This window comes from Priestia sp. FSL H7-0729, assembly GCF_038005685.1.
GTDB lineage: Bacteria > Bacillota > Bacilli > Paenibacillales > Paenibacillaceae > Paenibacillus.
The window spans coordinates 452,153-476,488 of sequence record NZ_JBBOTQ010000003.1 but is presented as its reverse complement, the minus strand read 5'-3'; the positions used below and the strand labels follow the sequence as shown (position 1 = coordinate 476,488).

Sequence of the window (24,336 nt, the reverse complement as noted above, 5' to 3'; positions counted from 1 at the left end):
GCCTTGTGCCGCTGACCGTACATCTGATCTGGGTAATGCCAGCGTAGAGAACATGGATTTGCGATATGTAAGGGTGAATTGTGGGAATGAATGTGGATGAACAACAGACCTTTTTGAACTGTGGTGGTGTATCTGCCAGGGCGAAGAGGGATGGTTGATTTTCTATTTCCGACATCCATCCGATACATCATTGTGAGGATTGTATACTGTGCGTAAGGCCTGCCCGGAACCGGGGAGGCTTTTTCGTTTATTTTTACAACCCTCACAGGAGACAGAGAAAGGACGTAGAGAACATGGCAACAACAGCAGGCAACAAGCGATTGAAACTAACGGATATTCTGGTAACCATCGTGATCGCAGTGGTGTTTGGGGTGATTTACAAGATATGGGGACCTACATATGATCTGATGAAACCATTCGGTGTTCATGCGGAGCAGATGATCTACGGCATGTGGTTTATGGCGGGCACGTTTGCTTTTGTGATCATTCGTAAACCAGGGGTGGCTATTCTCGCCGAGGTTGCGGCTTCAACGGTAAGTGCTTTTCTGGGCAGTGAATGGGGCATGTCCACACTTGTGTATGGTCTGTTGCAAGGGTTGGGAGCCGAGATATTCTTAGCCGCATTCCTGTATCGCAAAACCAATCTGTTTGTCACTTGTCTTGCAGCCATAGGAGCGGCAGCGGCTTCACTTTTGCTGGATTATCAGTACGGGTATATCGATTCACTCTCCGCCTGGAATTATACGTTATTCATCGGGTTCCGCTTCATCGGAAGCATCCTGATTGCCGGAGTGTTCGCATATTATCTCGCCAAAGCTCTGGAATTGACCGGTGTAACACGCTCCCTCAGACCGGTATCCAAACAGGATTATGAGGCGCTGGATTAGATGAGCGGAGAGGGGAATTCGCAAGCGGTAAGTGTGACGAATCTAAGATGCAAGTTCCCGGGAGAGAAAGCCTTGGTATTTCAAGGCTTGTCTCTTTCTGTGCGTCAAGGGGAGAAAGTGCTGTTGCTTGGGCCAAGCGGCTCCGGTAAATCGACGTTATTGCAAATATTGAGCGGTCTGATCCCACGTTCGGTTGAGATTCCGATGAAATGTGATGATATTCAGGTTCCCGCCAAAGCAGGAGTGGTCTTTCAAGATCCGGATACCCAATTCTGTATGTCCTTTACGGATGAAGAGATCGCATTTGTGCTGGAAAACCGAAATATTCCGCGTGAAGAGATGCCGGCTCTGATTGAATATTATCTGAAACAAGTGGGGTTATCCCTGGAACAGAATCGTGTATTGATCCAGTCCATGTCTCAGGGGATGAAGCAGCGTCTTGCGATTGCTTCAATGCTTGCCATGGACCCGGAGGTATTGTTTATGGATGAGCCCACTGCACTGCTGGATGATGAGGGTACTTCCCAAGTGTGGGACACCGTTAAACGGATCGCCAGTGACAAAACGATCATCATCGTTGAACACAAAATAAACGAGATTGTGGATATGGTGGACCGCATCATTGTGTTATCACCTGAAGGAGAGATTGTGGCAGATGGGCCAGCACAGCAGGTATTTACGGATGAACGGGGTAAGCTGAAGGCTTATGGAATCTGGTATCCAGGCATATGGGAGGAGCAAGAGCAGGTAGCTAAGGAAGAAGAGGGAAGTACTTCTGGGAAGCTACAAGTGTGTGAGATTCAGGGCATATCAAGTTTGGAAGCACAGCAATCGTCTGGCTTATCCGATACACCGGGTATATCCCCCATATCTCAGGTCTCATCCTTATCGCCTGTTTCGTCAGTCGATCAGCCTGCACTGGACTTGCAGCAGTTCACCGGATGGCGTGGGAAAACACCTTTCATTCAGGTGGAACAGGCCAAGGTATGGCATGGGGATTGGATTGGTATTGTCGGAGCCAATGGAGCTGGCAAGAGCTCATTGTTGTTATCTCTGATGAATATCCTGAAAACAACAGGTCATTATGAGGTGCACGGTCAGCCTTCTGGCAAAACGGAGCAGCTTGCAGATCGAATTGCGTTTGTCTTTCAGAACCCGGAGTTTCAATTTGTGACGAACACCGTCGCGGAAGAAGTGGAATTCTCATTGCTGGGGGGCAGGCTTACAACGGAAGAAAGACTTGCCAGGACTCATCATATGCTGAATCAATTTAGATTAATCGACCTGTCCGAGCGCCATCCCTACCAATTATCGATGGGGCAGAAACGACGTTTGAGTGTGGCCTCTGCACTGGTGAGAGAGCAACGAATTCTGATGCTGGATGAACCCACATTTGGACAGGATGCCCGCAATACGTTCGCTATGTTAGCACAACTGGAGCAATTGCGGAGAGAGGGAACAGCTATTGTTATGGTTACCCATGATCGTGAAATTGTAAAAAGATATTGCACCCGAATCTGGACGGTAGATGAGGGGAGGTTAACTGATGCAACTGTCGTTTCCTCACCGTGAAACTTGGCTTCATACCGTTAATCCGGGATTAAAGATGATTATTCTGACGATGATGTTTATCATCGTTATTCTTATTCACAATCTGAATGTAATGGCCAATGTTGCGGTGGCGATGATGCTATTACTGTGCTGGACAGGCCACCCGTGGTACAGATTGATCCTGTACGCATCACCATTCATGCTGGTGTTTATCTCCACGTCTACGGGTATGATGATGTTTGGCAAGGGCGAGACCACATGGTATAAGTGGGGGCTGATTCACATCACCGAAGAGAGCTTTTATCGCGGGTTACATCTGGGATTTCGCTCGCTGAGTATGGCAGCTGCCGGGTTACTCTTTGGTCTTACGACCAAGCCGGTACGGCTGTTTTATTCCCTGATGCAGCAGTGGAGGCTTCCTGCAAAATATGCCTATAGTTTTCTCGCCGCGATGCGCATGATCCCCATTTTGCTGGATGAATTCCAGACGCTCCGTTACGCCATGCGTATTCGCGGGACACAGCAACGTGGTTCTCGCTGGAACATATATGGTACACTCAAGCGCTACGCTATTCCGCTGCTGGCACAGAGCATTCGCCGCGCACAGCGAATGGCGGTAGCGATGGAAGCGAAGGGATTCACGGATGGGGCGAGCCGAACGTATTACATTCAGATGGGCTATTCCCGAGTTGATCTGTGGTTTGTTTTTTATTATATGCTCACCTTAACAGCTGCTTATTACATCGGGATTACCTTTCCTTATCATGCTGCGATGGTGGATGTAAGGTAATACGGGGAGATGCAGAGAAATATATTGAGATATACGGTAACTTTTTCCTGTGCACAACGTCTATATGGAAATAACTTCTAATGGATGGGGATGAACGAGAGTGAAGACGGGTCCTGATTGGCAGGGGATGGGGTACAAGTGGATTACCATGACTGGATTATCAGCTGTACTGTTGACGGGATGGATGCTGCTGGATTCACAAAAGGTAGTGCTTGGAGGACAAGCTTCGGTTACAACGCCACAAGCCTTAGGGGCAAGTACTCAAGCCATATCAACACAGTTAGCCTATAAAAAAGGAGAAACCGTTACGCTCATCAATGATATACCTCTATTCAAAAACAGGAGGGACAGCAGTGTGGCTGCTGACCAAATGGGAATTAGTTACTATACAACAACAAACGAAAAGTATACGTTGGCATCGGTTCGAGGTGAATGGGTGCAGCTCAAGTCAAACGATCATGGAGACTTTTGGCTGCCAAGTTGGTATGCATTGAAGGAGAGCAGAAGCATGACGGAAACGGCTCCCCAAAGTTTCACGCTCCAATCAGGCAGCAAGCTGTATCTGGCTCCGGACAGTTCTATAACCTGGTCTTTTGAGAAAGCGTTAACAGGTAAGGCTGTTATTGTCGCAAAGTGGAAAGGATGGTATGGGGTCTCCATTGCCCCACGAATCTGGAATAAAGAATCCTCCACGTATCGGCCAGGACTCTTCTGGATCAAGGCACAGGCTATAGAGCAGCGGAAGAATGTGACTGATGGTTGGTTCCAACAGGATACATCGCTACCGACTTCGGTTATTCGTCATTTGACGGATATTAAGCTGAACAAGGCAACCACCTCCAAACAAGTGGCCGAGTGGTTAGGCGAGCCCGATTGGAGAGAGAGTTCAAGCAATTTAAATGATACAGGGTATGCAATGAGTATTGGACAGACCTGGAGATATGAGCGGCAAGATGGGCAATTTTTGGTCACATTCAACAAGAATGGCAAGCTGGTCAGAACTCGCTGGAATCTACCACAGCATGATCGAAATGCTGTCGTTTCTGATTGGAATATCAGTCGGGCGGATGAATATGGGTTTACGACAAAAATGTACGGCACAACGCTGCCGAAGTCAATCCCTTGGAAACCGGTCTGGACTAACCAGGGGGATATTAACTACACTTTTTTACAAGCAGCGACGGATGATGTACTCCTGATGAAGGGGGATGACGGTGGATTTAGCGGGGGTTACTACGAAGGTTCCATATATGCCCTTGACCGTCACACGGGCCAGAAATTATGGAGGACCAATGGGGGTTTTGGAAGACAGCAGGCTGAGGTGGATACAGCACGCCAATACGTTACAATCTACAATGATTATGACCCTGACAAGAAAAAATACGTGGATCGTATTCGTCATCTGAACTTGAAGAGCGGGAAGGTCACATGGACGTACACCCCTAAGCAAAATATTAGACTAAATGGCATCACCGCTGCGGAAAACGTTGTGGTCGTGGATAGCCCGGTTGTTGAGAGCTCAAGCAACAGTTGGCTGACGGTACTGGATAGTGCAAACGGAAAAACATTGTGGACGCGAAAACTCGCGAAAGGTTATGAATTATTGAACAAGAGTGCAGATGACCCTTACGTGTTGTATTGGGAAAAGAATAAGCTGACTGCAGCCGATCCGCAATCAGGGCGAACCGTATGGAGCTTGAAGGCCAAGCGATCTACTATAGAACAACTTGGGAATGATCCATATTTTGATGGGATCGAACGTCTGGATCCCTTTACAACCAGAGATGCTGAAAGATGGCTATCGATAGATAATCAGTGGCTACTGCTTGATCTGAACACGGGGAAAAAGCTTGCACAATTTCCTGCTCGGGTAGGACAGAGATTTGAAGAACTGAATGATGGCATGCTGTTGATCCGTGAGAATCAAAACGGGGATCATTACGGAGAGTATGAAGATTTTACAACTACCCTGTACGATGCCAAGACAGGCAAAACACGGTGGACGCTCAAGGGCAAGATTGAACGAGGACTGGTGGAAGATGATCAGTTATATGTAATTAAAAATGGGTACTCCGCGGCTTTGAATTATGATACGGGGGAGACGCGTTGGAATGCCAAAGATACGATTGCCACTCTCAGGTATCCCACGAATCAGGGGAGCTATCTGGTCATTGATGATCAGTTGCTGCTGCCTATGGATGAGAATTGGTTGGTATTGAATAAAAACAATGGAGCCTTGTTAGGTCGTGTACATGACGTGGTGATGGGAAACCCGGAGCATCGCGACCGGGATGCGAAGAATGGAACGATCAACCGGATCGGCAATGAAGTGTATGCGGGTTCGTCCAACGGACGTTTTCGCGTGTATGAAGCCAGCCGCCTACAGGAGGCAATCTCACCTTAAAAGCTTGTCTCATCAGGGATGTTGATTTATTATAAATGAACAGGATTGCTCGCGCTCCGGTTATCGGCTGTGCGGGCTTTCTTCATGTGTTCTTGAGGAACCATGCATGATCATTCACGGGAGGACTCTCCATGATCTCATTATATGGTGTAAGCAAACGTTATAACGAGCGCGGTTCCCGTGCAGATCAGGGATTCGAAGCGTTAAGCTCGGTGTCGCTCGAAGTGGGACAAGGCGAAATTCACGGCATCATCGGTTCGAGTGGCGCAGGCAAATCCACGCTTTTGCGGATGCTCAATGGTCTGGAAAAGCCGGATGATGGTGAGGTTGTTGTGAATGGGCAGCACCTGACCCAGATGAAGGAGCGCACGCTGCGTCTGGCACGAAGGTCCATTGGCATGATCTTTCAGCACTTCAATCTGGTCAGTAATCGAACGGTGAGTGGCAATGTCTGTATGCCGCTGGAACTGGCGGGTATGTCCCGTACACAGCGAGTCGAACGTGGACTTGAGGTGCTTAGGTTTGTTGGACTGGAAGACAAGGCAGATCAATACCCTGCTCAGCTTAGTGGAGGACAGAAGCAACGTGTGGCGATTGCACGAGCACTCGCCAGTCGTCCGGATGTACTGCTCTGTGATGAACCTACCTCTTCGCTTGATCCACAGACTACGAATGGCATACTGGATGTGCTTCGTCATATCAATGAAACGCTGGGCGTGACCATTGTTGTCGTGACGCATGAGATGGAAGTGGCTCGTAGACTATGTCACAGGATATCCGTCATGAAGGATGGGAGACTCGTACGAACGTTGACTGAAGCGGAAGTGAGCAGTATTCCCGCTCCACAGCCGGATCTGCTGACCTCCTTGCTTGCGGGTGATGAATATGGGATGGCAGGTTCGTCTTTGTTCCGTCAGACAGAACAGGGGGACAAGTCATGAGATTACCTGAATCTGTACTGAAGTATCAGCATGAGATATGGCAAGCGATCGGAGAGACTTTTGTCATGGTGGGCATTTCCATTGCAGCAGCTGTTCTGATCGGGTTACCTCTGGGTACACTTCTGTACTTATTCCGGAGAGGACAACGGTATCAGAATCAAACGTTGTCTTTTGTACTCGGCAGTATCGTCAACATCATTCGTTCGTTTCCATTCTTACTGCTGGTTGTCTTCATGATTCCATTCACACGAATCGTCGTTGGAACGTCCATCGGTACACTGGCGGCCACCGTTCCACTCTCGGTCATTGCGATAGCCTACTACGCCAGACTGGTGGAACAAGCATTGCTAGATGTACCGAAAGGAGTAGTTGAAGCTGCTGCTTCCATGGGGGCATCAACGATGCAGCTTGTGGTGAAATTCCTTTACGTGGAGGCACGATCCGGCCTTGTATTGGGACTCACTACAGCTACAATTAGCTTTATCTCCTACTCGACAGTGATGGGCATTGTAGGTGGCGGCGGGGTTGGAGATTTTGCCATTCGCTACGGTTATCAGCGCTTCGAAACGGACATTATGGTATTTACGATCATCATTATGATTATCCTGGTACAGATGATCCAATTCACAGGCAGCAGACTGTCCCACTGGCTGGATCGCAGGTCTTAAGCGTATGGCAGTTCCGTATCAAAAATAAACAATACAGATTATAGGATGAGGGGTAGACTTTATAATGAAAGCAAAAATGGTACTGATGTTGCTTGCAGTCATGCTGGTCGTAGCTGCTTGTGGTAAAAAGGAAGAAACACCTGCGGCTGAAGGAACAAAAGAAGATACACAAGCTGCACAAGAAATTACGCTGAAAGTGGCCACGTTGATTCCACCGATGACAGATGTACTGGATATTGTTAAACCACTATTGAAGGAAGATGGTGTCAACCTGGAAGTGGTCGTATTGTCCGATAACGTTCAGCCGAATACGGCCCTGGCGAACAAGGAAGTAGATGCGAACTTCTTCCAGCATGTGCCTTACATGACTCAATATAATGAAGCAAACAATGCGAATCTGGTTGCAGTGCAACCCATCTATAATGCGATCTATGGCGGCTACTCCAAAAAGGTTAAATCCATTGAGGAATTGCCAGAAGGTGCAACCATTGCAATTGCGAACGATCCTTCCAACATTGGTCGCTCTCTTGTGATGCTGGAGCAAAATGGATTGATTAAGCTGAAAGAAGGCGTAGGTTTTAACGCTACACAGGCGGATATCACCGAAAACACAAAGAACTTCAAGTTCAAGGAAGTGGACTTGTTGATGCTGGCTCGTATGATGGATGATGCCGATCTGGTAGCCATGACACCTGCATATGCCAGTCCGCTGGGTCTTACTCCTAAAAAAGATGCATTGTTAACCGAGAAGGATGATTCCCATTTTGCAATCACCCTGGTTGCCCGTGAGGATAACAAGGACTCTGAAGCGATCCAGAAGCTGGCTAAGCGTATGGCAGGTCCTGAGGTCAAAGCCTTTTTTGAAGAAAAATATGCTGACATCGCAATCCCGGCATTCGAATAGTAGAATATGTAGCCTAATGTGAACGGCCTTTTGAGATCTGAGCGATATTGCTCGGATCTTTTTTTTATGGAACCCGCAGGTTGCTATTCAATTGTTTAGAAAGTTAACAATTTGGTCATATCCCAGGAACACTTTATTTAATAGTTTTTTCGTATAATTTGTTTGAAAATAGTTCTTTAGGATTATAAATTAAGAGATTTAAGCGTGTTTTTTAGTGAAAAAATCGTTTTTTACAAGAAGTGAGACCTAGTTTTTATAAAGATGGTTTGCTCGTTATAAGTTATAACAAGTAAAACTAAAATTAATCTGGAAGAGGTAGAGAAATTTGTCCCGAAAAAATAGCAAATCGACATGGTTCAACAAGATGCATAACAATTTTAAAACGAAGCTGGTGATGTCCTTTATAGCTTTCCTGGCTATTCCTTCGTTAAGTATTGGCGTGTTATCGTATAACAGTGCAAGAGATGAAGTGGAGAATCAAATTTTACATAGTGCGATGGAAAACGTGAATCTTGCGAGTGCGACGATTGATCTCTCGATCAATGCCAAGCGCGACCATATTGAATATTATGCGAGTACACTGGCAGAGCAATTGCGACAAGAAGATGCTGAGGTTCGGGTCGTGAACGAATTGAAGGGCTACGCTGCGCAGAACACAGATATCATCACCATAGGTGTGGGAACAGAAGAGGGTGTGTATCTGATGTCCTCTGATGCGGAGATGCCCAAGGATTATGATCCGCGAACGAGACCATGGTACACGGAAGCAATGGGTGCGCCACAGCAGGTGATTGTTACAGATCCTTATATTTCTGCCGAGACGAATGAGATCACCATCACGATCGCCAAAGCACTGAATGACCAATCAGGTGTAGTTCAGCTGGATCTTAATCTGACGAACATTAGTAAATTGGTGAGCGGCATTAAAGTAGGAGAACAGGGGTATCTGATTCTCCTGGATGCCAGCGAAAAATATATCTATCATCCAACGGTACAACCCGGTACAGATGCAACAGAAGATTTTTGGACACAAGTGTATACGAATGAATCCGGCAACTTCAACTATACTTTTGATCAGGTCGATAAGGTCATGTATTACGCTACAAATGCATCCACGGGATGGAAAGTTGCAGGCACCATGTTCTCCTCTGAGGTGGACGATGCAGCTGCACCCATACTGAATCGAATGATTATTGTCATTGTATCCTGTCTCGTTATCGGAATTTTGGTCATCTGGCTGGTGATGCGATCGATTATTAAACCGATCCGGCAGTTGAAGGATCAGGCGATTCAGGTGAGCGAAGGGGATCTCACCCAGACCATTACCAACACAAGTAATGATGAGATTGGTGAGCTGAGTGAAGCTTTTGGCAAAATGCAGAGTAATCTGCGTGTACTGATTCAGAATGTGGAGAACAGCGCCAGTCAGGTCGTTATCTCATCGGATGAAATGACTCAGAGTGCAGAATCGACCAGTGCAGCCAGTGAGCAGGTAGCACGAGCCATCCAGGAAATTGCGAGTGGTGCCGAGAAACAGACCCAGGGGATTGAACATAACCATCAGGCCATGAATGAAATTACGATTGGCATTACAAGAATTGCCGAACGTTCCATACATGTCGCTGATCTGGCTAAACATACAACCGTACAAGCAGAAGAAGGTGGCAACACGGTCAAGCAGACGGTGAGTCAGATGCAATCGATTCAAGAGACGGTAGAGCAAACGAACCTAATGATTCAGGCGTTATATGAACGATCACACCAAATTTCAGCGATTACGGAGTTAATCGGAAATATAGCCAAGCAGACAAACCTGCTTGCGCTGAATGCATCGATTGAAGCTGCTCGTGCAGGTACACATGGCAATGGATTCGCCGTTGTAGCAGCAGAGGTTCGCAAGTTGGCAGAGCAATCCGGGCAGTCTGTCAATGAAATTACCGTGCTGACTTCGGCGGTACAGGAAGATATGGCTGCTTCCGTTCGCATGATGGAGAAAGTGACTTCAGAGGTTGGAGAAGGCATGGAAATCTCTACAGAAGCGATTCGGAAGTTTGAACGCATTCTGGATAGTATGCGTGAAACGACACCTCAGATTGAAGAGATTGCAGCTACGTCACAAGAGATTACAGCGGGTGTACAGGAAGTAACGGCTGTATCCAATGAGTTGGCAGGTATTGCGTCAGGCAACGCCGCAACTTCCGAAGAAGTGGCCGCTTCCTCGGAGGAGCAACTGGCAGCGATGGAGCAGATCTCTGCCTCGGCTCGTGGCCTGTCTACCCTGGCTGAAGAGCTGCAACGTCTTATCAGACAGTTTAAATATTAGTCGGGATCGTAGAAGAAATTATCGCACAGGAAGGGCTTCACATCATGTTTCATCAGGGGAGTGGACAACCATGCAACTAGAACTCAGAGCCTTCTTACTCTTAACGGATGCGGTCATGATTACAGATGAGGAGGGTGTGATTCTGGATGTGAATTCTGTTTATGTAACGAAGACAGGACTCTCACGGGAGAGCACCATAGGTCAGCCTGCCCGATTGCTAATGGATACCCAATGGAGAGGGAATCAGACCTGGTCTGGCGTAGCCAAACTGATGAAGGCTAATCAGGAAATGTGGGAAGCCCAAGTTACGATTACATCGGTACATTTGGATGATTCTCTCTTTTATATCAGCATATTTAATGATGAACTTTCATGAGAAAAAAACTTATCTTGCGATAAATGTATGTTAGCTGAATGGAAATGATATTTTCATAAAAATGGTCCACATCGTCGATTGAATAAGGGAGCCCGGCATACTATGATCTGTATACTGGAGAACTGCGACCGTGAATCCGGCAATATTCATTGAATGCATGAATTCCTGAATTCGTAATGTGGACGGTGACCATTTGCTACGCGATCTTGTATTAAATTACACGCTGATTCTGATCTTTGTTTTTCTGATTCATCACTATCTGAACCAAACCAATGCTACGCGTTCATCTACGATCACGACTCGAATCATTATCGGTATTACGCTGAGCATGTTGGGTACCGTTTTATATTATTTTTATATTGTATTGAGCGACGGTACCATGTTGAATTTCAGAGCCGTTGTTTATCTGTTAGCCGCTTATTTTGGTGGATTTGTTTCTGCATTTGCTACTTATATAGGCATGTGGATTTTCCGGATTAACATGGGGGTTAACCCTTTATTTGAGAACGGGCAGTATGCATTGTTAGAGATGATGTTTGTTGTCGCAATAGGTTTGAGTTTCAAATATATTAGAAGATTTACACTCAAGTGGGTAATGGGAGCTTTGCTGCTAACTACTGTATATGAGTCGATTATGGTGAAAACATATTCTCCCTCGCTTGCGATTTTGTGGATAATCCTGCTGTTTCAGTGTATTTGCCTCTTGGCGGTTGTTCTATTTCTGTACTATTTGAATCAAAATCATCGATACAGACACTTGGTCATTCAAAGGGATCAGGAGATGCTTGAAATGCTTCGTATGCAGCCTGGTTTTACTTTTAAAATTCGAAAACAGCACGGAAAATTTGAGTACCTTCTACTTGAAGGAGAGATGCTCTCTCGTCTGGGCTTGGATATGAGTAATCTGAAGCAAGATTACAAACTGGGTGCATTGAATATTATCCCTAAGGAGAAGGTAGAATTTCTGCGAAAGCAGTTTAACCGGGCCTGGGAAGGGGAATCTTTCTTTTACGAGATTGAGCATGAAGGTTACTATTCGCTGGTGAAAATTCGTCCTCTGCTAGAAGAGGGTGTGGTGAAATATGTCGTGGGCTATGGATTGGATATCACGGAACACAGAGCAGTTAAACGTAGGATTCAAGAAAGCGAAGAGCGATATCGAACACTAGAGCGAGTGTCTGCAGACTGGTTGGTCGGTATGGACAGCAACCGATATATTGTGTCAGTTAACCAGAAATTTCTGGATGCTCTGGCCCTGAACAGGCATGAAGTGATTGGGCGTCAGCTTGAAGATTTATTGTTCATTGAGCAGCAGGACAATTGGTTGTTCATTTTCCAAAAAGCCTTACATCACAATATAGCTCAGGATACGGAACTGAGTTTCATTGTTGGAGAAGGTCATGAGCAGCATGTTCGGGTGTATCTATACCCTGTTAAAACACTAAACTCAAGTGAAAAAGTTAAGGCAGTGATCCATGATATTTCGGATCAGTATAATCGTGTGAAAGCAGACAAAGCAAGCCAGGCGAAAAGTGAGTTTCTTGCATTCATGAGTCACGAGATTCGTACCCCACTGAGCGGTATTATCAGCTTTTCGCTGTTGCTTCAACGAACAGATCTATCCTCACAACAAAAGGATTATTTAAGTAAAATCAATGCTTCCTCTCAAACCTTGCTTACTCTTGTGAATGATATTCTTGATTTTTCAAAAATTGAGGCAGGCAAGCTGATTTTGGAACAGATTTCTTTTTCACTAGAGGATGTGTTTAAACGTGTGGCAGATCAGGTTGGTGTAGCTATCGGAAATAAAGATATCGAATTGATCTTTACAACCGATCCAGATCTGCCGTTAACGGTGATTGGTGATCCGTTCCGACTTGAACAGGTTTTATTGAATCTGCTGAGTAATGCGATTAAATTTACGGAGCATGGCTATGTAACACTGAAGGCAGAGGTACTCTCATTGGAGGCGGAGCGGGTACAGGTTCGTTTTGAGATAGAGGACACGGGAATTGGAATCTCATCCGAGCAACTGGAGCGGCTGTTTGTCCCGTTTACTCAAGCGGAGCCTTCGACGTATCGAACATATGGGGGTTCTGGACTCGGACTGGTCATCTGTTACCTGCTCGTGACCTCCTTGGGAGGAAGCCTGAGGGTGGATAGTGTGCTCGGAGAGTACAGTCTGTTTTCATTCGATTTGATATTTGATCTTGCAGATTCGGAAGAAGAGAGTTCCTTCCTGCAAACATACCCGCTTCTCTATTGTGCGTATGACGTAATTATTATCGAAAAAGATGAACGAATGGGCGAAAATCTGAAGCAGATACTCTACTCATTCGGGATGAAGCCGATGCTGTATCCTACGTTGGATCTTATGATAGAGAGCGATTGGGTTATAGCTAATGCAGAGGGGATAGGTTCGTTATTATTTATGATCGATATGGATGCAGATCACGTACGTAATGGTTCAGCCTGGAACAACCTGATGAAGCAATTAGATCGAACAAAAGTTCAGGTGGTCGGTTATACGCATGCGTTCAGTGAAAATGCCCTCTGGAGTGAGAAAAAATTCATACAACTGGACATGATGATGGTCAAACCCATCACACGTCTGGGACTATTCGAAGTCATACTTGCACTTCAGGGCGAAGGCCCGCTGGAGAAGCATCACATGGTAGACGGCGAGGACTCCGATTCATTGAACTCGAACGGGCACATTCTGATAGCGGAAGATCATGAAATCAATCAATTGGCTATTCGGGCGATGCTGGAACATCTCGGATTCAAGGTGACACTGGCTGACAGTGGCACAGAGGTTTTGAGGAAATTGAACGAACAAACATGGGAACTTATTCTGATGGATCTCTACATGCCAGACATGAATGGAATGGATGCGGTGCGACACATTCGCAAGATGAGGGAATATGACCGTACACCCATTATCGCGCTTACAGCAAATGGTTTAAACAAGGACTATGAATTATATCTCGAAGCGGGCATGAATGCCGTCTTAACCAAGCCCATACAAGAACAACAGATCGCAGACATGTTGGCAGTATGGATAGATCTAAAAGGGATAAGGAAAATCAATGGAATTGATGTGGAAAAGGCGATCAATCAGATGGACGGCAAACCGTATATTCTGCAATATGCGCTCACGAAATTCAGAATGGAGTATGGCTCATTTCAGAAGAAACTCACGACGCAGCTTCGGCAGCAGCAGATTACTGCTGTGATCCGCAACGTCCATTCACTCCGAGGTGTAGCTGCCAACTTGCATGCAGTGGACCTGTTACGTCTGGTTCTTCAACTGGAATCGCTCTTGTCCCGTCCGGTATTTGAAGAAGAGGAACTAAATTCGGTGTTGGAGAAGGTGCAACAAGAGATTGATATTATCATTGACTCTCTGCCATGGTGACCTAAATGAAGCTGTGCTGCTTTAAGGTGTGAACTTATACCCGACCCCCCAGATGGTTTGAATATATTGGGGGTTTTTCGGGTTGTCCTCGATTTTTTTACGTAGCTTGGTAATATGTACATCGATGGTGCGATCATTAATGTAGGCATCAATACCCCGAATGGCTTCAATCAAGGCATACCGACTATAAACTTTGCCAGGATTGAGGACAAACAGCTTCATAATCTCAAATTCGGAGAACGTCATTTCGACTCGCTGGTTATTCAACAGAACGATTCTTCGGGCCAGGTCGATAGATATTCCGTTTTCCTGTTCGGTAACAACAGAGCTGTTCAATATGGAATATCGGCGCAATACAGCCTCAATACGTGCTTTTAGCTCCTGCATGCTGAAAGGTTTACAGACATAATCATCAGCTCCATCGGTTAATGATCGAATCCGCTCAGAAACTTCGGTTAACGAAGAGATAACGATGATGGGAATGGGGGTATGTTGACGCATGAGAGAACAAGGATTTTTATTATCCGAATCAGGGAGCATCAAGTCAAGAAGCAGGATATCAGGCCGCGCTTGAAGCTGTAGAAGACCATCTCTTGCATTATCGACACGGATAACATCATACCCTTCACCTTGTAAATACAGGGATAATGTATCGCCTAACATATTGTCGTCCTCTATGATAAGCACTTTGGTCATGATATTCCTTTCTGAATCCCCTTCGTGTAGAAGGACTAAGATCCATGGGTTAGCTTAATATACTTGATCATGTATACCCTGTTAATTAAAATTTGCAACATGAGGGTGTCAGAATTATGACATGACCGGGCAGGATCTGAGAGACTCCGAATTAACTCTTGCCAAGATATGAGTCCGCTTCACGCTCGATCAAGCGCATCAGTTTACGTTCGGTAGCGGTGTCTGGAGCTGGGGTATACACACTGCAACGCAGATCAGAGCTGCCCTTAACCTGCAATGAGGTCAGATCAAAAAGCATTTTGCCTGCTTTGGAATGCCTGAATTCGATTAACACATCCGGTGCACTGCTGACACTGCTTTGTTTCCAAAGCGTCTGAAAATCGGAATGTCTGCTCATCATGTCATCCAGAAATAAATTATACCATTCATCATCCACATACTGACCATAATAAGCACGAAAAATCGCCAGAAATCCGCTAACAAAATCCTCCCAGTTCACAGCAAGCCTGCGAAATTCCTTTCGATCAAATAACAGACTGATCATATTCCGCTGTTCAGGGGGGATCTGTTCAAAATCCATAAAAACATGACGGGCTGCATCATTCCAGCCGACAATATAACAACGCCGATCCGAGATCACGGTAGGGCAGTGGTGAAGTTCTTGTAAAATTTTCTGCAAGGAAGGGTGAAGTTGAACAGGTTCTTCCTCCAGTGTGGGCAACTCCGTATGATGCTCCATGGCGAGCGAAAACAGATACTTTCGTTCATCTGCAGTAAGCCTTAGTGCTGAAGCAATGTTATCCAACACGGAATGGGATACCTGAATATCCCGACCTTGTTCAAGCCAGGTATACCATGTTGTACTCACTCCTGCCAGTTGGGAAACCTCTTCTCTCCTCAGCCCAGGTGTTCTTCTCCGACCTCCAGTGGGTAAACCGACCGATTCGGGAGAAATTTTGGAACGCTGTGTTTTCAGAAAAGTGGACAATGCCTGTAACCTGACATCGTAGTTCAATTCATCACCTTCAATTCTCGTTATCATGGTAGTCATTATACTATTATAATTGACAACTTGTAATAGGATATTCAAAAGTGCACTATTAGTGGCAGAGCGTAAGATTAAGGTAGACAAACGTGCTGAAGGAGAATGAACATGGAACGAGTCGTGATTACAGGTATGGGAGTTATCTCCCCTTTGGGAAATGATGTAGATACATTCTGGAATGGATTAATTGAGGGTAGATCAGGTGTATCGCCTATAGAGCATTTCGATGCAGCTTTGTACAAAACCAGAATCGCTGGCGTGGTCCATGATTTTGATGGTGAAGAGCGTTTTGGACGCAAGGAAGCAAGGCGTATGGATCGATTCGTGCAATTTGCTGTTGCTGCTGCGGAAGAAGCTGTATCGCAATCGGGTCTTGTCATGGATGAACTGGACCGTGAAAGGGTAGGTGTATATATCGGTTCAGGCATAGGCGGAATCCAGACATTGATGGAACAAGGCAAGGTCCTGTCTGATCGGGGACCTGCGCGCGTCAGCCCGACATTGGTACCGATGATGATATCCAATATGGCTGCGGCTATGGTCAGTATGAGGTTTGGTTGCTGGGGGCCGACCTTGTCGCCGGTAACCGCTTGTTCCATAGGCAATACAGCTATTGGAGAGGCTTTTCGGGTCATTCGTCACGGTGGAGCTGATGTCATTATTGCTGGAGGGACAGAAGCGGCTGTAACCGAAGTGTCACTGGCAAGTTTCGGTAATGCGACAGCGTTGTCAACCAGAAATGAAGCGTCCCAAGCAGCAAGTCGTCCATTTGATGCGGGGAGAGACGGTTTTGTCATGGCAGAGGGTGCTGGAATCCTGGTTGTGGAATCACTGTCTCATGCATTGGGAAGAGGGGCGAATATTCTTGCCGAAGTGATTGGGTATGGTGCCAGCTCAGATGCATATCACATGGTAGCTACCCACCCGGAAGGACGGGGAGCCTATCTGGCGATGAGAGCAGCATTGAAAGAAGCTCAGATTGGACCTGAAGACATTGATGTAATTAATGCTCATGCCACCAGTACGGAGGCGGGTGACCTCTCGGAAACCAGAGCGATTAAGCAACTTTTCGGAACAGCCGCCTATGACGTTCCGGTTACGGCGAATAAATCAATGACGGGACATATGCTTGGTGCAGCAGGTGGTGCGGAGGCGATCTCACTTATTCAAAGTTTGCGGCATGGCATCATCCCTCCAACTATCAATCAGGAGCAGAGTGACCCTGAATGTGATCTGGATTATGTACCGAACGAGGCAAGAAAAGCGGAGCTGCGGATTGGGATGTCTAATTCATTTGGTTTTGGCGGTCATAATGCGGTTATTGTTCTTCAAAAATATTCATCTTAAGCCAAAAAGAAAAAGCAGCTTTTAGCAGAAAGAACAGCCCTAGCCCAAGGAACAGCGCAGCCTGATGGGGCTACGCTGTTCCTTGGGCTATTATGGATCATTCGTACAACTCTACCATGATTAACGGGCGAGTGATTGCACGCCTTACGAAGAGAGAGACGTCGATTCTGCCATGCCTTTGCTGCCTCGGTTCAACCAGCTCACACGCCAGCGGGATTGCATGAAGAGAACAAGGAACAGGGAAGCTGCTGCAATCAGGCTAAGAATGACAAAGCCTGGTGTGTAGGATTGATAGCTGCTATACAGTTGACCGAGAATCAGCGGCAGCGCATACCCGCCCAATCCGCCGGCGGCACCGACAATACCTGTCATCAGACCAATTTCGTTGCCGAAGCGTTGAGGAACCAGTTGGAATACCGAGCCATTTCCGGCCCCCAGACACATCATGCCAAGGAACAACATGACGACTACAACAGGAAGTGGTGGCATGAAGGATACACCGACCAACATGATACAGGCTCCTGTGTACAGGAAGGTTAGCATGCGTGTTCCGCCAATTTTGTCCGCCAAGTACCCCCCGACAGGTCGGAAGAAACTGCCTGCGATGACACAGAAGGTGGTAATATCTGCGGCACGAACAGGAGAGAGTCCATATTGGGTGTTGAAGAAGATGGTGAGATAGTTGCATAATCCAACAAAGCCACCAAAGGTTACACAATAGAAGGCACAGAATACCCAAGCATCCTTTTGTTTAAGCAGACTTCCGTATTGGGACAATTTCTTGGGTTCAGGCCGGTTAGGGCTATTCTTGGCAAAGATAGAAAAGAGGATGAATACAATAGCGATCGGTATAATAGCAAGTCCAAACACAACTTCCCAGCTGCCAAAATGCGTAGCCAAGCGATTGGCAAACAACGTTGCAAGTACGGTTCCGCTGTTACCCGCCCCGGCAATACCCATCGCCAGACCCTGATGCTCTTTGCCATACCATTGGCCTGCTAGAGGTAGCGCAGCAGCAAAGGAGGCGCCTGCGACACCGAGCAAGAGTGCCACCACGTACAATTGGCTTAAAGAGTCGACCCATAACCAGCCGAGTAATAAAGGAACTAAGGTGACAAGCATCCCGATCTGTGCGGTCAGTTTCGGACCAATATAATCAGACATGAAGCCGAGCACAAGGCGCAGGATGGAGCCGCCAAGGATAGGCAATGCGACCAGATTGGCCTTTTCGAGCGGAGTCATCGGATAATCCAGTGCAATCACAACTGCGAGTGGACCAAGCATTCCCCATATCATAAAACTGATGTCAAAATACATAAACGCCCCGAAGAGGGTAGGCTTATGCCCGCTTTTCCAAAAACTTTTGCTCTCCATCATCCATCATCGCTCCTCATCCAATTGAGATCTTCGTCATTTGTCTATGTGCTTGTTAAGGCAGAAAAAGGCCGCAATTCGTCCAGATCAGAACGATTTGCGGCCCCGTTGCCGACAGGCGGTACACGTCATTGTGTTCCCGCATCTGAGTTGATCACAGCACTGTGATTTTGATTCAAATTATAAGCAAGAGAAAATGTGTATGTCAACAAAAATTACATGTAATTTTAAATAATTCATTTTTTTATCTTTTTCCGGATATTTGGTGTTAATTTAGTTGACACCAGATTAAGATTCCCTTAATCTGAATCTAATATGAATCCACACAATGGCGTGTGGATTCCGGAGGCAACGGTGCCCTTTTCCGAATGATGGAGAAGGGATTTTTCTGTTTATTTTCAGGATTGAGAGAGATAGGGGGTAGCCGATGAGCAGAAGCAAACTGGTGATTATCGGGAATGGCATGGCTGGCGTGAAGTGTGTTGAAGAGATCATCGCACTGGAGCCTGATACGTATGAGATTGTCATCTACGGCAATGAACCCCGTCCCAATTACAACCGGATCATGTTATCTAAAGTATTGCAGGGTGAACATTCATTACAAGATATCATAATCAATGATTGGAGCTGGTATGCCGAGCGTCATATCCGGTTATGCGCAGGTGAAACGGTGCACCGAATTGATACCCGAGGAAAATATATCGAGACTGAATCCGGCTTAAGAGAAACCTATGATGTCCTGATTCTGGCGACAGGGTCTTCACCGTTTATCCCACCGATTCCAGGAATGGATAAAGAGCGGGTCATGTCCTTCCGGACTATCGATGACTGTGCGCGTATGTCTGATTATTCCAAAGCATATCGCAAAGCCGCCGTCATTGGTGGTGGATTGCTTGGACTGGAGGCTGCACGCGGGTTGTTGCATCTGGGTATGGAAGCTGTTGTGGTGCATAATGCACCTTACATTATGAACCGGCAGTTGGATCAGACAGCCGCCGCGATGCTTCAGCAGGAGCTTGAAGACCAGGGCATGTCCTTTCTTTTGTCCAAAAATACGCAGAAAATTACCGGACGATCGCAGGCGCAGGGGCTGCTGTTCACCGATGGTTCCAAGCTTGAAGCTCAGGTTGTCATTGTCGCTGTAGGGATTAGGCCCAATGTGGATCTGGCTAGACGCAGCGGGATCGCCACCAATCGGGCAATTATGGTAGATGACTACATGCGAACCAGTGTACCGGATATATATGCAGTGGGGGAATGTGCCGAACATCGGGGAATTAGCTACGGTCTGGTAGCCCCTTTATACGAACAGGGGAAGGTGCTCGCCCGTACGCTCTGTGGACAGGAAACGTCTGAATACAAAGGATCTATACCTTACTCACAGTTGAAGGTATCGGGGGTTGATGTTTTCTCGGCGGGTGAGATTAGTGGGGAAGGCATGCAGACTGCAATTCAACATCTGGATGGCATTCAAGGCATATACAAAAAGGTACTGATGAAGGCTGGCAAAGTGCGTGGAGCCATTTTATTTGGAGATACAACCGAAGGAACGGCATTGCTTGGACTGGTGCAACGAGGTGCGGATGTGGCGGAATTGACTCCGCGTGATGGGGCCCCAGACCTGGCTGAGAGGGCTGCTGCCGCATTACCGTCTCAGGAGACTGTATGTGCCTGCAACAATGTGACCAAGGCTGTCATTATGAAGGCGATTCAAGAACAGGGGCTGGAAACTGCAGATCAGGTGAAGGAGCAGACTAAGGCATCGGGTTCATGCGGTGGCTGTCGCCCGATGGTGGCTGCACTGTTGAAACATACGCATAATCTGAAAAATAACGGGGGTACTGGAGTGGAAGCCGCACCGGATAAACCTGCTCCAATGCCGATATGCAGTTGTACGGAGCTTGGGCATGCAGAACTGAAGGAATTGCTGGCTAATATTATAGTTGGGGAGACAGATCCAACCGTGTTCCTTCTGAAGCTGGGTTGGAGGTCGGAGCATGGCTGCGTGGTATGTCGCCCAGTGATTCATTACTACTTACAGATATCCAATCGATTGATCAATGACAGAGAGAGCATGCTTGCTGAATATTGGACAGTTGTACGAAATGGAAATCAGGTTGAGCTTTCAAGTGATGATGAGATAGAGGGTCACTTGGAGATTCAGGTGCGTTGGGATGATCAGACCAAGCTTTCATCCTATGCGAAGGATGCGAGTGGCTTGGCAGCAAAGCTTCGTACAATTTGGAACGGTACAGCGATGCCATCGTCTGTGAATCTAGGGGTCGCACCAGGGCCAGGATCATGGGTGAGCGCACTGGTTCAGGATATCGGCTTATTGGCTTCACCAGCTGGATGGGAGATCTACGCAGGTGGTCATGCAGAGCACCCTGTGAAGGAAGGTGGCTTGCTCGGGGTTGCAGAAACAGAACAGCAAGCGGTCATGCTTGCAACAGCCTGTCTTCAGTGGTATCGCCAAACGGCTTGGTATGATGAGCCATTATGGGCATGGACTGAGCGAATGGGATTCATGTCGATTAGAGAAACGTTGCTGGATGACCAATTACTGAAGGAACTTGTTGCGATTCATTATCAAGAGCGGGATTCAGCTTTAACATTCAGCATGAAGCAATCTCTTGAATCATCCGCGGTGCAGGGCACCGTCTGAAACGGGTCAGTCGATTATAGCTGAAAGGCAGGGATGAAAATGGGAATATCGATAACTTCGGAAATGGCGGCATCCAAGCTGTATGTGAAAGAAACACAATGTCCATATTGCAGTGTGCAATGCAAGATGAAAGTCGAGGAGCTGTCTGGGCCTGTTGCAGGCAACAGCCGAGCGGAATATACGGTACAGGGCGTTCCGAATGAAGCCTCTCAGGGCAGGCTGTGTGTGAAGGGCATGAATGCCCATCAGCATGCGCTCAGTGGACTTCGATTAATGCACCCGCTGATTCGTCGCAATGGCGAGCTGGAATCCTGTTCCTGGGAAGAGGCCATTCAGACCATCGCACAGCGGTTTCAGAACTTGAAAGATTCATATGGAGCGGATACGGTCGGAGTATACGGAGGCGGATCTTTAACCAATGAGACAGCCTATCTGCTCGGCAAGTTCGCCAGGGTTGCTTTGGGGACGAAATATATCGACTATAATGGACGGTTCTGTATGTCAGCTGCCGCTTCGGCCGGAAGTAAAGTATTCGGGATGGACCGAGGACTGACGTTCCGCCTGTCCGATATTCCCAAGGCAGGCTGCATCGTACTCGCAGGTACGAATATTGCAGAATGCCAACCTACTCTTTTGCCGTACTTTAATCAGGCGAAGGAGAATGGAGCCTTCATTATCGTTATTGATCCACGCAAGACGGCAACCGCGGCCATTGCCGATCTTCACTTGCAGGTGAAGCCGGGCATGGATGCACTGCTGGCGGATACCATGTTGAAGGTCATTATGGATGCCGGATTGATAAACCCTCACTTTATAGGCGAACGAACACATGGTTACGAGCAATTGATACAAGCATTGGCTGAAGTGGAACTTGAACAGGCGGCACAAGCGTGTGGGGTGGATATAGCCTTAATTCGTCAGGCGGCGATGGCTTATGGTGAGGCAAAGACGGGTATGATCATGACAGCACGTGGTGTGGAGCAGCAGACGGATGGGCATATGGCCGTCAGGCATTTTCTCAACCTGGTATTAGCGACTGGCAAAATTGGCCGAGAAGGCTGTGGATATGGTGCCATCACCGGTCAGGGAAACGGGCAGGGTGGACGGGAGCATGGGCAGAAGGCTGACCAGCTACCGGGTTATCGATCGATTGAAAATGAAGCTGATCGTGCCTATGTGGCATCCGTCTGGGGCGTGGACCCCGCAAGTCTGCCAGGTAAAGGGGTCTCGGCCTACGAGATGATGGAGAAGATTCATGATCAGGAGATTCGGGCATTACTCGTGATGGGCTCCAACCCGGTTGTATCCAATCCCAATGTGCGTCTGGTGGAAGAAGGTCTGCGCAAGCTGGATTTTCTAATCGTGGCAGACATGTTCCTGTCCGAGACAGCACGAATGGCTGATCTGGTTCTGCCGGTTACATCTTATATGGAGAATGAAGGTACACTGACCAATCTGGAGGGGCGTGTTCTGCTCCGCGAACAGGGGCGACCTGCACCAGGAGAAACGCTCGATGATTGGGATATATTATGCCGGATTGCTGCGCAACTGGGCAAAGATTCTTATTTTGAATATGACAGTGCTGAGGATATCTTTAATGAGCTTCGGGTGGCGAGTCGTCGTGGAGTCGCTAATTACTATGGCATTACCTATGAGCGGTTACGTAACGAGAAAGGGGTATACTGGCCGTGTTCTGCCCCGGAGGAGCAGGGAGAAGGACTACTGTTCGGTGAACGATTTGCCCACCCGGATGGTAAAGCGGCATTCACATTCGAATCAAGTCCGGGCTGGAATGATATATCGCCGGAATTCCCCTTAATTCTTACCAATGGGCGTGTGCTCCCTCATTATCTTACAGGGGTGCAGACACATCGCAGTCCAGCGTTGGCATCCCGTGAACTGGAGAACTTCGTTGAACTTCATCCGGTAACCGCTGCCCGTCATCGAATTCACGATGGAGAGTGGGTAGAGATTCAATCGGTGTATGGAAGTTTCACAGTTCGTTCGCGCATCAAAGATTCGATTCGGGAGGATACCTTGTTTGTGCCGATGCATTGGGGCGGCGTTCAGAATGTGAACCGGGCGACCAGACCGGAATTGGACCCGATCTGCCGGATGCCTGGATTCAAGACAGCAGCTGTAACCATTCGACCGTTACGATTGGTCAGATGATTCATACAGGGTTTCAGATTACAGGTTACCAGGTGTCATAAGTTGCTCTTATGGTAGTTAAGCGGCTGCCAGTCCCATAGTTATATGAGACTGGGCGGCTTTTTTTGCGTATATGTACGCAAGTAGGTCATAGTTCCGTGGTTCCACGTAAACATGAGGATTGGCTCATGAATATGGACTGAATTTTAGTTATGATGTTCATTAGGGGTACATATGTACGCATTTTTGATTTTATTTTGAGATAGATCGTCATTGCGAGTTTAGGTTATTACGCATCGTGGTATAGATATCGGGGCTTATGGAAGCTTCTTCAAATAGGGCAGGACAGAGGGGGCATGACAGTGAATATATGGATAACGGTAAAAAGTCTGGGTAAGCGCAAGCCGGTACTTGCCAAGCAAGCTGCCGAACTTCCGGAAACAACTCATACGCTAAGGCAACTCATTGAGAACATGGTGGCTCTACAAGTGAAAGCTCTTCAAGACAAAAAGCAACAGACAGAATTACTCGCCTACCTGATGCCGGATGATATTGAGGCGCAGGGAGCGGCGGGGAAAGTCGGGTTTGGCGCAGTAAACAATGAGGGTGTTCCTGATGTTAGTGTTGCGATGGAGACAGCTATAACTGCCTATGAGGATGGATTGTACAAAGTGTTTCTCAACGATGAAGAATTGCAGGAACTGGATCAATCCATGTTGATACAGGACGGCGACAACGTGGTGTTTATCCGATTTACAATGCTTGCCGGACGTCTGTGGTAGAGAGTGATGAAGGA

17 protein-coding genes are annotated in these 24,336 nt (G+C 47.2%); 14 read left to right on the top strand and 3 right to left on the bottom strand.

Annotation, left to right across the window (positions count from 1 at the left end):
- Positions 1-293 precede the first annotated feature (293 nt).
- From MHH93_RS11045 to MHH93_RS11000, 10 genes are all read left to right on the top strand, one after another.
- Positions 294-887 (top strand): ECF transporter S component, encoded by a 594-nt coding sequence (locus tag MHH93_RS11045; RefSeq protein ID WP_500054085.1) that lies wholly within the window; start codon positions 294-296, stop codon positions 885-887.
- Positions 888-2,459: an ABC transporter ATP-binding protein gene (locus tag MHH93_RS11040; RefSeq protein ID WP_500054084.1), complete on the top strand. Its 1,572-nt coding sequence runs from the start codon at positions 888-890 to the stop codon at positions 2,457-2,459.
- Positions 2,434-3,228, top strand: a complete 795-nt coding sequence (locus MHH93_RS11035) for an energy-coupling factor transporter transmembrane component T family protein (RefSeq protein ID WP_500054083.1) — start codon at positions 2,434-2,436, stop codon at positions 3,226-3,228. Before MHH93_RS11040 ends, MHH93_RS11035 begins: the two co-directional genes overlap by 26 nt.
- A 100-nt stretch (positions 3,229-3,328) precedes the next feature.
- Positions 3,329-5,632: an outer membrane protein assembly factor BamB family protein gene (locus tag MHH93_RS11030; protein ID WP_500054082.1), complete on the top strand. Its 2,304-nt coding sequence runs from the start codon at positions 3,329-3,331 to the stop codon at positions 5,630-5,632.
- Positions 5,633-5,763: 131 nt separating this feature from the next.
- Complete coding sequence (locus MHH93_RS11025) at positions 5,764-6,573, top strand: methionine ABC transporter ATP-binding protein (protein WP_500054081.1); 810 nt, start codon at positions 5,764-5,766, stop codon at positions 6,571-6,573.
- Positions 6,570-7,241 carry a methionine ABC transporter permease gene (locus tag MHH93_RS11020; protein WP_500054080.1) on the top strand — a complete coding sequence of 224 codons (672 nt, stop codon included), beginning with the start codon at positions 6,570-6,572 and terminating at the stop codon, positions 7,239-7,241. Before MHH93_RS11025 ends, MHH93_RS11020 begins: the two co-directional genes overlap by 4 nt.
- Positions 7,242-7,305: 64 nt before the next feature.
- Complete coding sequence (locus MHH93_RS11015; RefSeq protein WP_500054079.1) at positions 7,306-8,145, top strand: MetQ/NlpA family ABC transporter substrate-binding protein; 840 nt, start codon at positions 7,306-7,308, stop codon at positions 8,143-8,145.
- A gap of 364 nt (positions 8,146-8,509) precedes the next feature.
- Complete coding sequence (locus tag MHH93_RS11010; protein WP_500054112.1) at positions 8,510-10,468, top strand: methyl-accepting chemotaxis protein; 1,959 nt, start codon at positions 8,510-8,512, stop codon at positions 10,466-10,468.
- 70 nt (positions 10,469-10,538) lie between these two features.
- Positions 10,539-10,844 carry a PAS domain-containing protein gene (locus MHH93_RS11005; RefSeq protein WP_500054078.1) on the top strand — a complete coding sequence of 102 codons (306 nt, stop codon included), beginning with the start codon at positions 10,539-10,541 and terminating at the stop codon, positions 10,842-10,844.
- 193 nt (positions 10,845-11,037) lie between these two features.
- A complete protein-coding gene (locus tag MHH93_RS11000) occupies positions 11,038-14,262 on the top strand; it encodes a hybrid sensor histidine kinase/response regulator (RefSeq protein ID WP_500054077.1) in 3,225 nt (1,074 codons plus the stop codon).
- 21 nt (positions 14,263-14,283) lie between these two features.
- Here MHH93_RS11000 and MHH93_RS10995 read toward each other — a convergent pair whose 3' ends face one another.
- Entirely contained in the window at positions 14,284-14,958 is a 675-nt protein-coding gene (locus tag MHH93_RS10995) for a response regulator transcription factor (RefSeq protein WP_500054076.1), read from the bottom strand.
- A gap of 151 nt (positions 14,959-15,109) precedes the next feature.
- A complete protein-coding gene (locus MHH93_RS10990; protein WP_500054111.1) occupies positions 15,110-15,973 on the bottom strand; it encodes a helix-turn-helix transcriptional regulator in 864 nt (287 codons plus the stop codon).
- A 138-nt stretch (positions 15,974-16,111) separates the two neighbouring features.
- Here MHH93_RS10990 and fabF point away from each other — a divergent pair, with 138 nt between their 5' ends.
- Positions 16,112-17,350 carry a beta-ketoacyl-ACP synthase II gene (fabF, locus tag MHH93_RS10985; RefSeq protein ID WP_500054075.1) on the top strand — a complete coding sequence of 413 codons (1,239 nt, stop codon included), beginning with the start codon at positions 16,112-16,114 and terminating at the stop codon, positions 17,348-17,350.
- 144 nt (positions 17,351-17,494) lie between these two features.
- Here the strand turns inward: fabF and MHH93_RS10980 are convergent, their stop codons facing one another.
- Positions 17,495-18,724, bottom strand: coding sequence for a nitrate/nitrite transporter (locus MHH93_RS10980; protein ID WP_500054110.1), 1,230 nt, complete (start codon positions 18,722-18,724; stop codon positions 17,495-17,497).
- Between the two features lie 427 nt (positions 18,725-19,151).
- Between MHH93_RS10980 and nirB the strand changes: the two genes are divergently transcribed.
- The 3 genes from nirB to MHH93_RS10965 all read left to right on the top strand — a co-directional run bounded on the left by nirB (position 19,152) and on the right by MHH93_RS10965 (position 24,322).
- On the top strand, positions 19,152-21,389 hold the full coding sequence (nirB, locus tag MHH93_RS10975; protein WP_500054074.1) for a nitrite reductase large subunit NirB: 2,238 nt from the start codon (positions 19,152-19,154) through the stop codon (positions 21,387-21,389).
- Positions 21,390-21,422: 33 nt separating this feature from the next.
- Positions 21,423-23,561 (top strand): assimilatory nitrate reductase catalytic subunit NasC, encoded by a 2,139-nt coding sequence (gene nasC / locus MHH93_RS10970; protein WP_500054073.1) that lies wholly within the window; start codon positions 21,423-21,425, stop codon positions 23,559-23,561.
- 341 nt (positions 23,562-23,902) lie between these two features.
- The gene (locus tag MHH93_RS10965; RefSeq protein ID WP_500054072.1) at positions 23,903-24,322 is read left to right on the top strand and encodes a hypothetical protein; all 420 of its coding nucleotides are present in this window, start codon (positions 23,903-23,905) and stop codon (positions 24,320-24,322) included.
- The last annotated feature ends 14 nt before the right edge of the window (positions 24,323-24,336 follow it).

What these genes read in the sequence shown, in the direction of transcription:
- MHH93_RS11045 (WP_500054085.1), top strand. Translation starts at nt 294, where the DNA reads ATGGCAACAACAGCAGGCAACAAGCGATTGAAACTAACGGATATTCTG.
- MHH93_RS11040 (WP_500054084.1), top strand. Translation starts at nt 888, where the DNA reads ATGAGCGGAGAGGGGAATTCGCAAGCGGTAAGTGTGACGAATCTAAGA.
- MHH93_RS11035 (WP_500054083.1), top strand. Translation starts at nt 2,434, where the DNA reads ATGCAACTGTCGTTTCCTCACCGTGAAACTTGGCTTCATACCGTTAAT.
- MHH93_RS11025 (WP_500054081.1), top strand. Translation starts at nt 5,764, where the DNA reads ATGATCTCATTATATGGTGTAAGCAAACGTTATAACGAGCGCGGTTCC.
- MHH93_RS11020 (WP_500054080.1), top strand. Translation starts at nt 6,570, where the DNA reads ATGAGATTACCTGAATCTGTACTGAAGTATCAGCATGAGATATGGCAA.
- MHH93_RS11015 (WP_500054079.1), top strand. Translation starts at nt 7,306, where the DNA reads ATGAAAGCAAAAATGGTACTGATGTTGCTTGCAGTCATGCTGGTCGTA.
- MHH93_RS11010 (WP_500054112.1), top strand. Translation starts at nt 8,510, where the DNA reads ATGCATAACAATTTTAAAACGAAGCTGGTGATGTCCTTTATAGCTTTC.
- MHH93_RS11005 (WP_500054078.1), top strand. Translation starts at nt 10,539, where the DNA reads ATGCAACTAGAACTCAGAGCCTTCTTACTCTTAACGGATGCGGTCATG.
- MHH93_RS10995 (WP_500054076.1), bottom strand. Translation starts at nt 14,958, where the DNA reads ATGACCAAAGTGCTTATCATAGAGGACGACAATATGTTAGGCGATACA.
- fabF (WP_500054075.1), top strand. Translation starts at nt 16,112, where the DNA reads ATGGAACGAGTCGTGATTACAGGTATGGGAGTTATCTCCCCTTTGGGA.
- MHH93_RS10980 (WP_500054110.1), bottom strand. Translation starts at nt 18,724, where the DNA reads ATGGAGAGCAAAAGTTTTTGGAAAAGCGGGCATAAGCCTACCCTCTTC.
- nirB (WP_500054074.1), top strand. Translation starts at nt 19,152, where the DNA reads ATGAGCAGAAGCAAACTGGTGATTATCGGGAATGGCATGGCTGGCGTG.
- nasC (WP_500054073.1), top strand. Translation starts at nt 21,423, where the DNA reads ATGAAAATGGGAATATCGATAACTTCGGAAATGGCGGCATCCAAGCTG.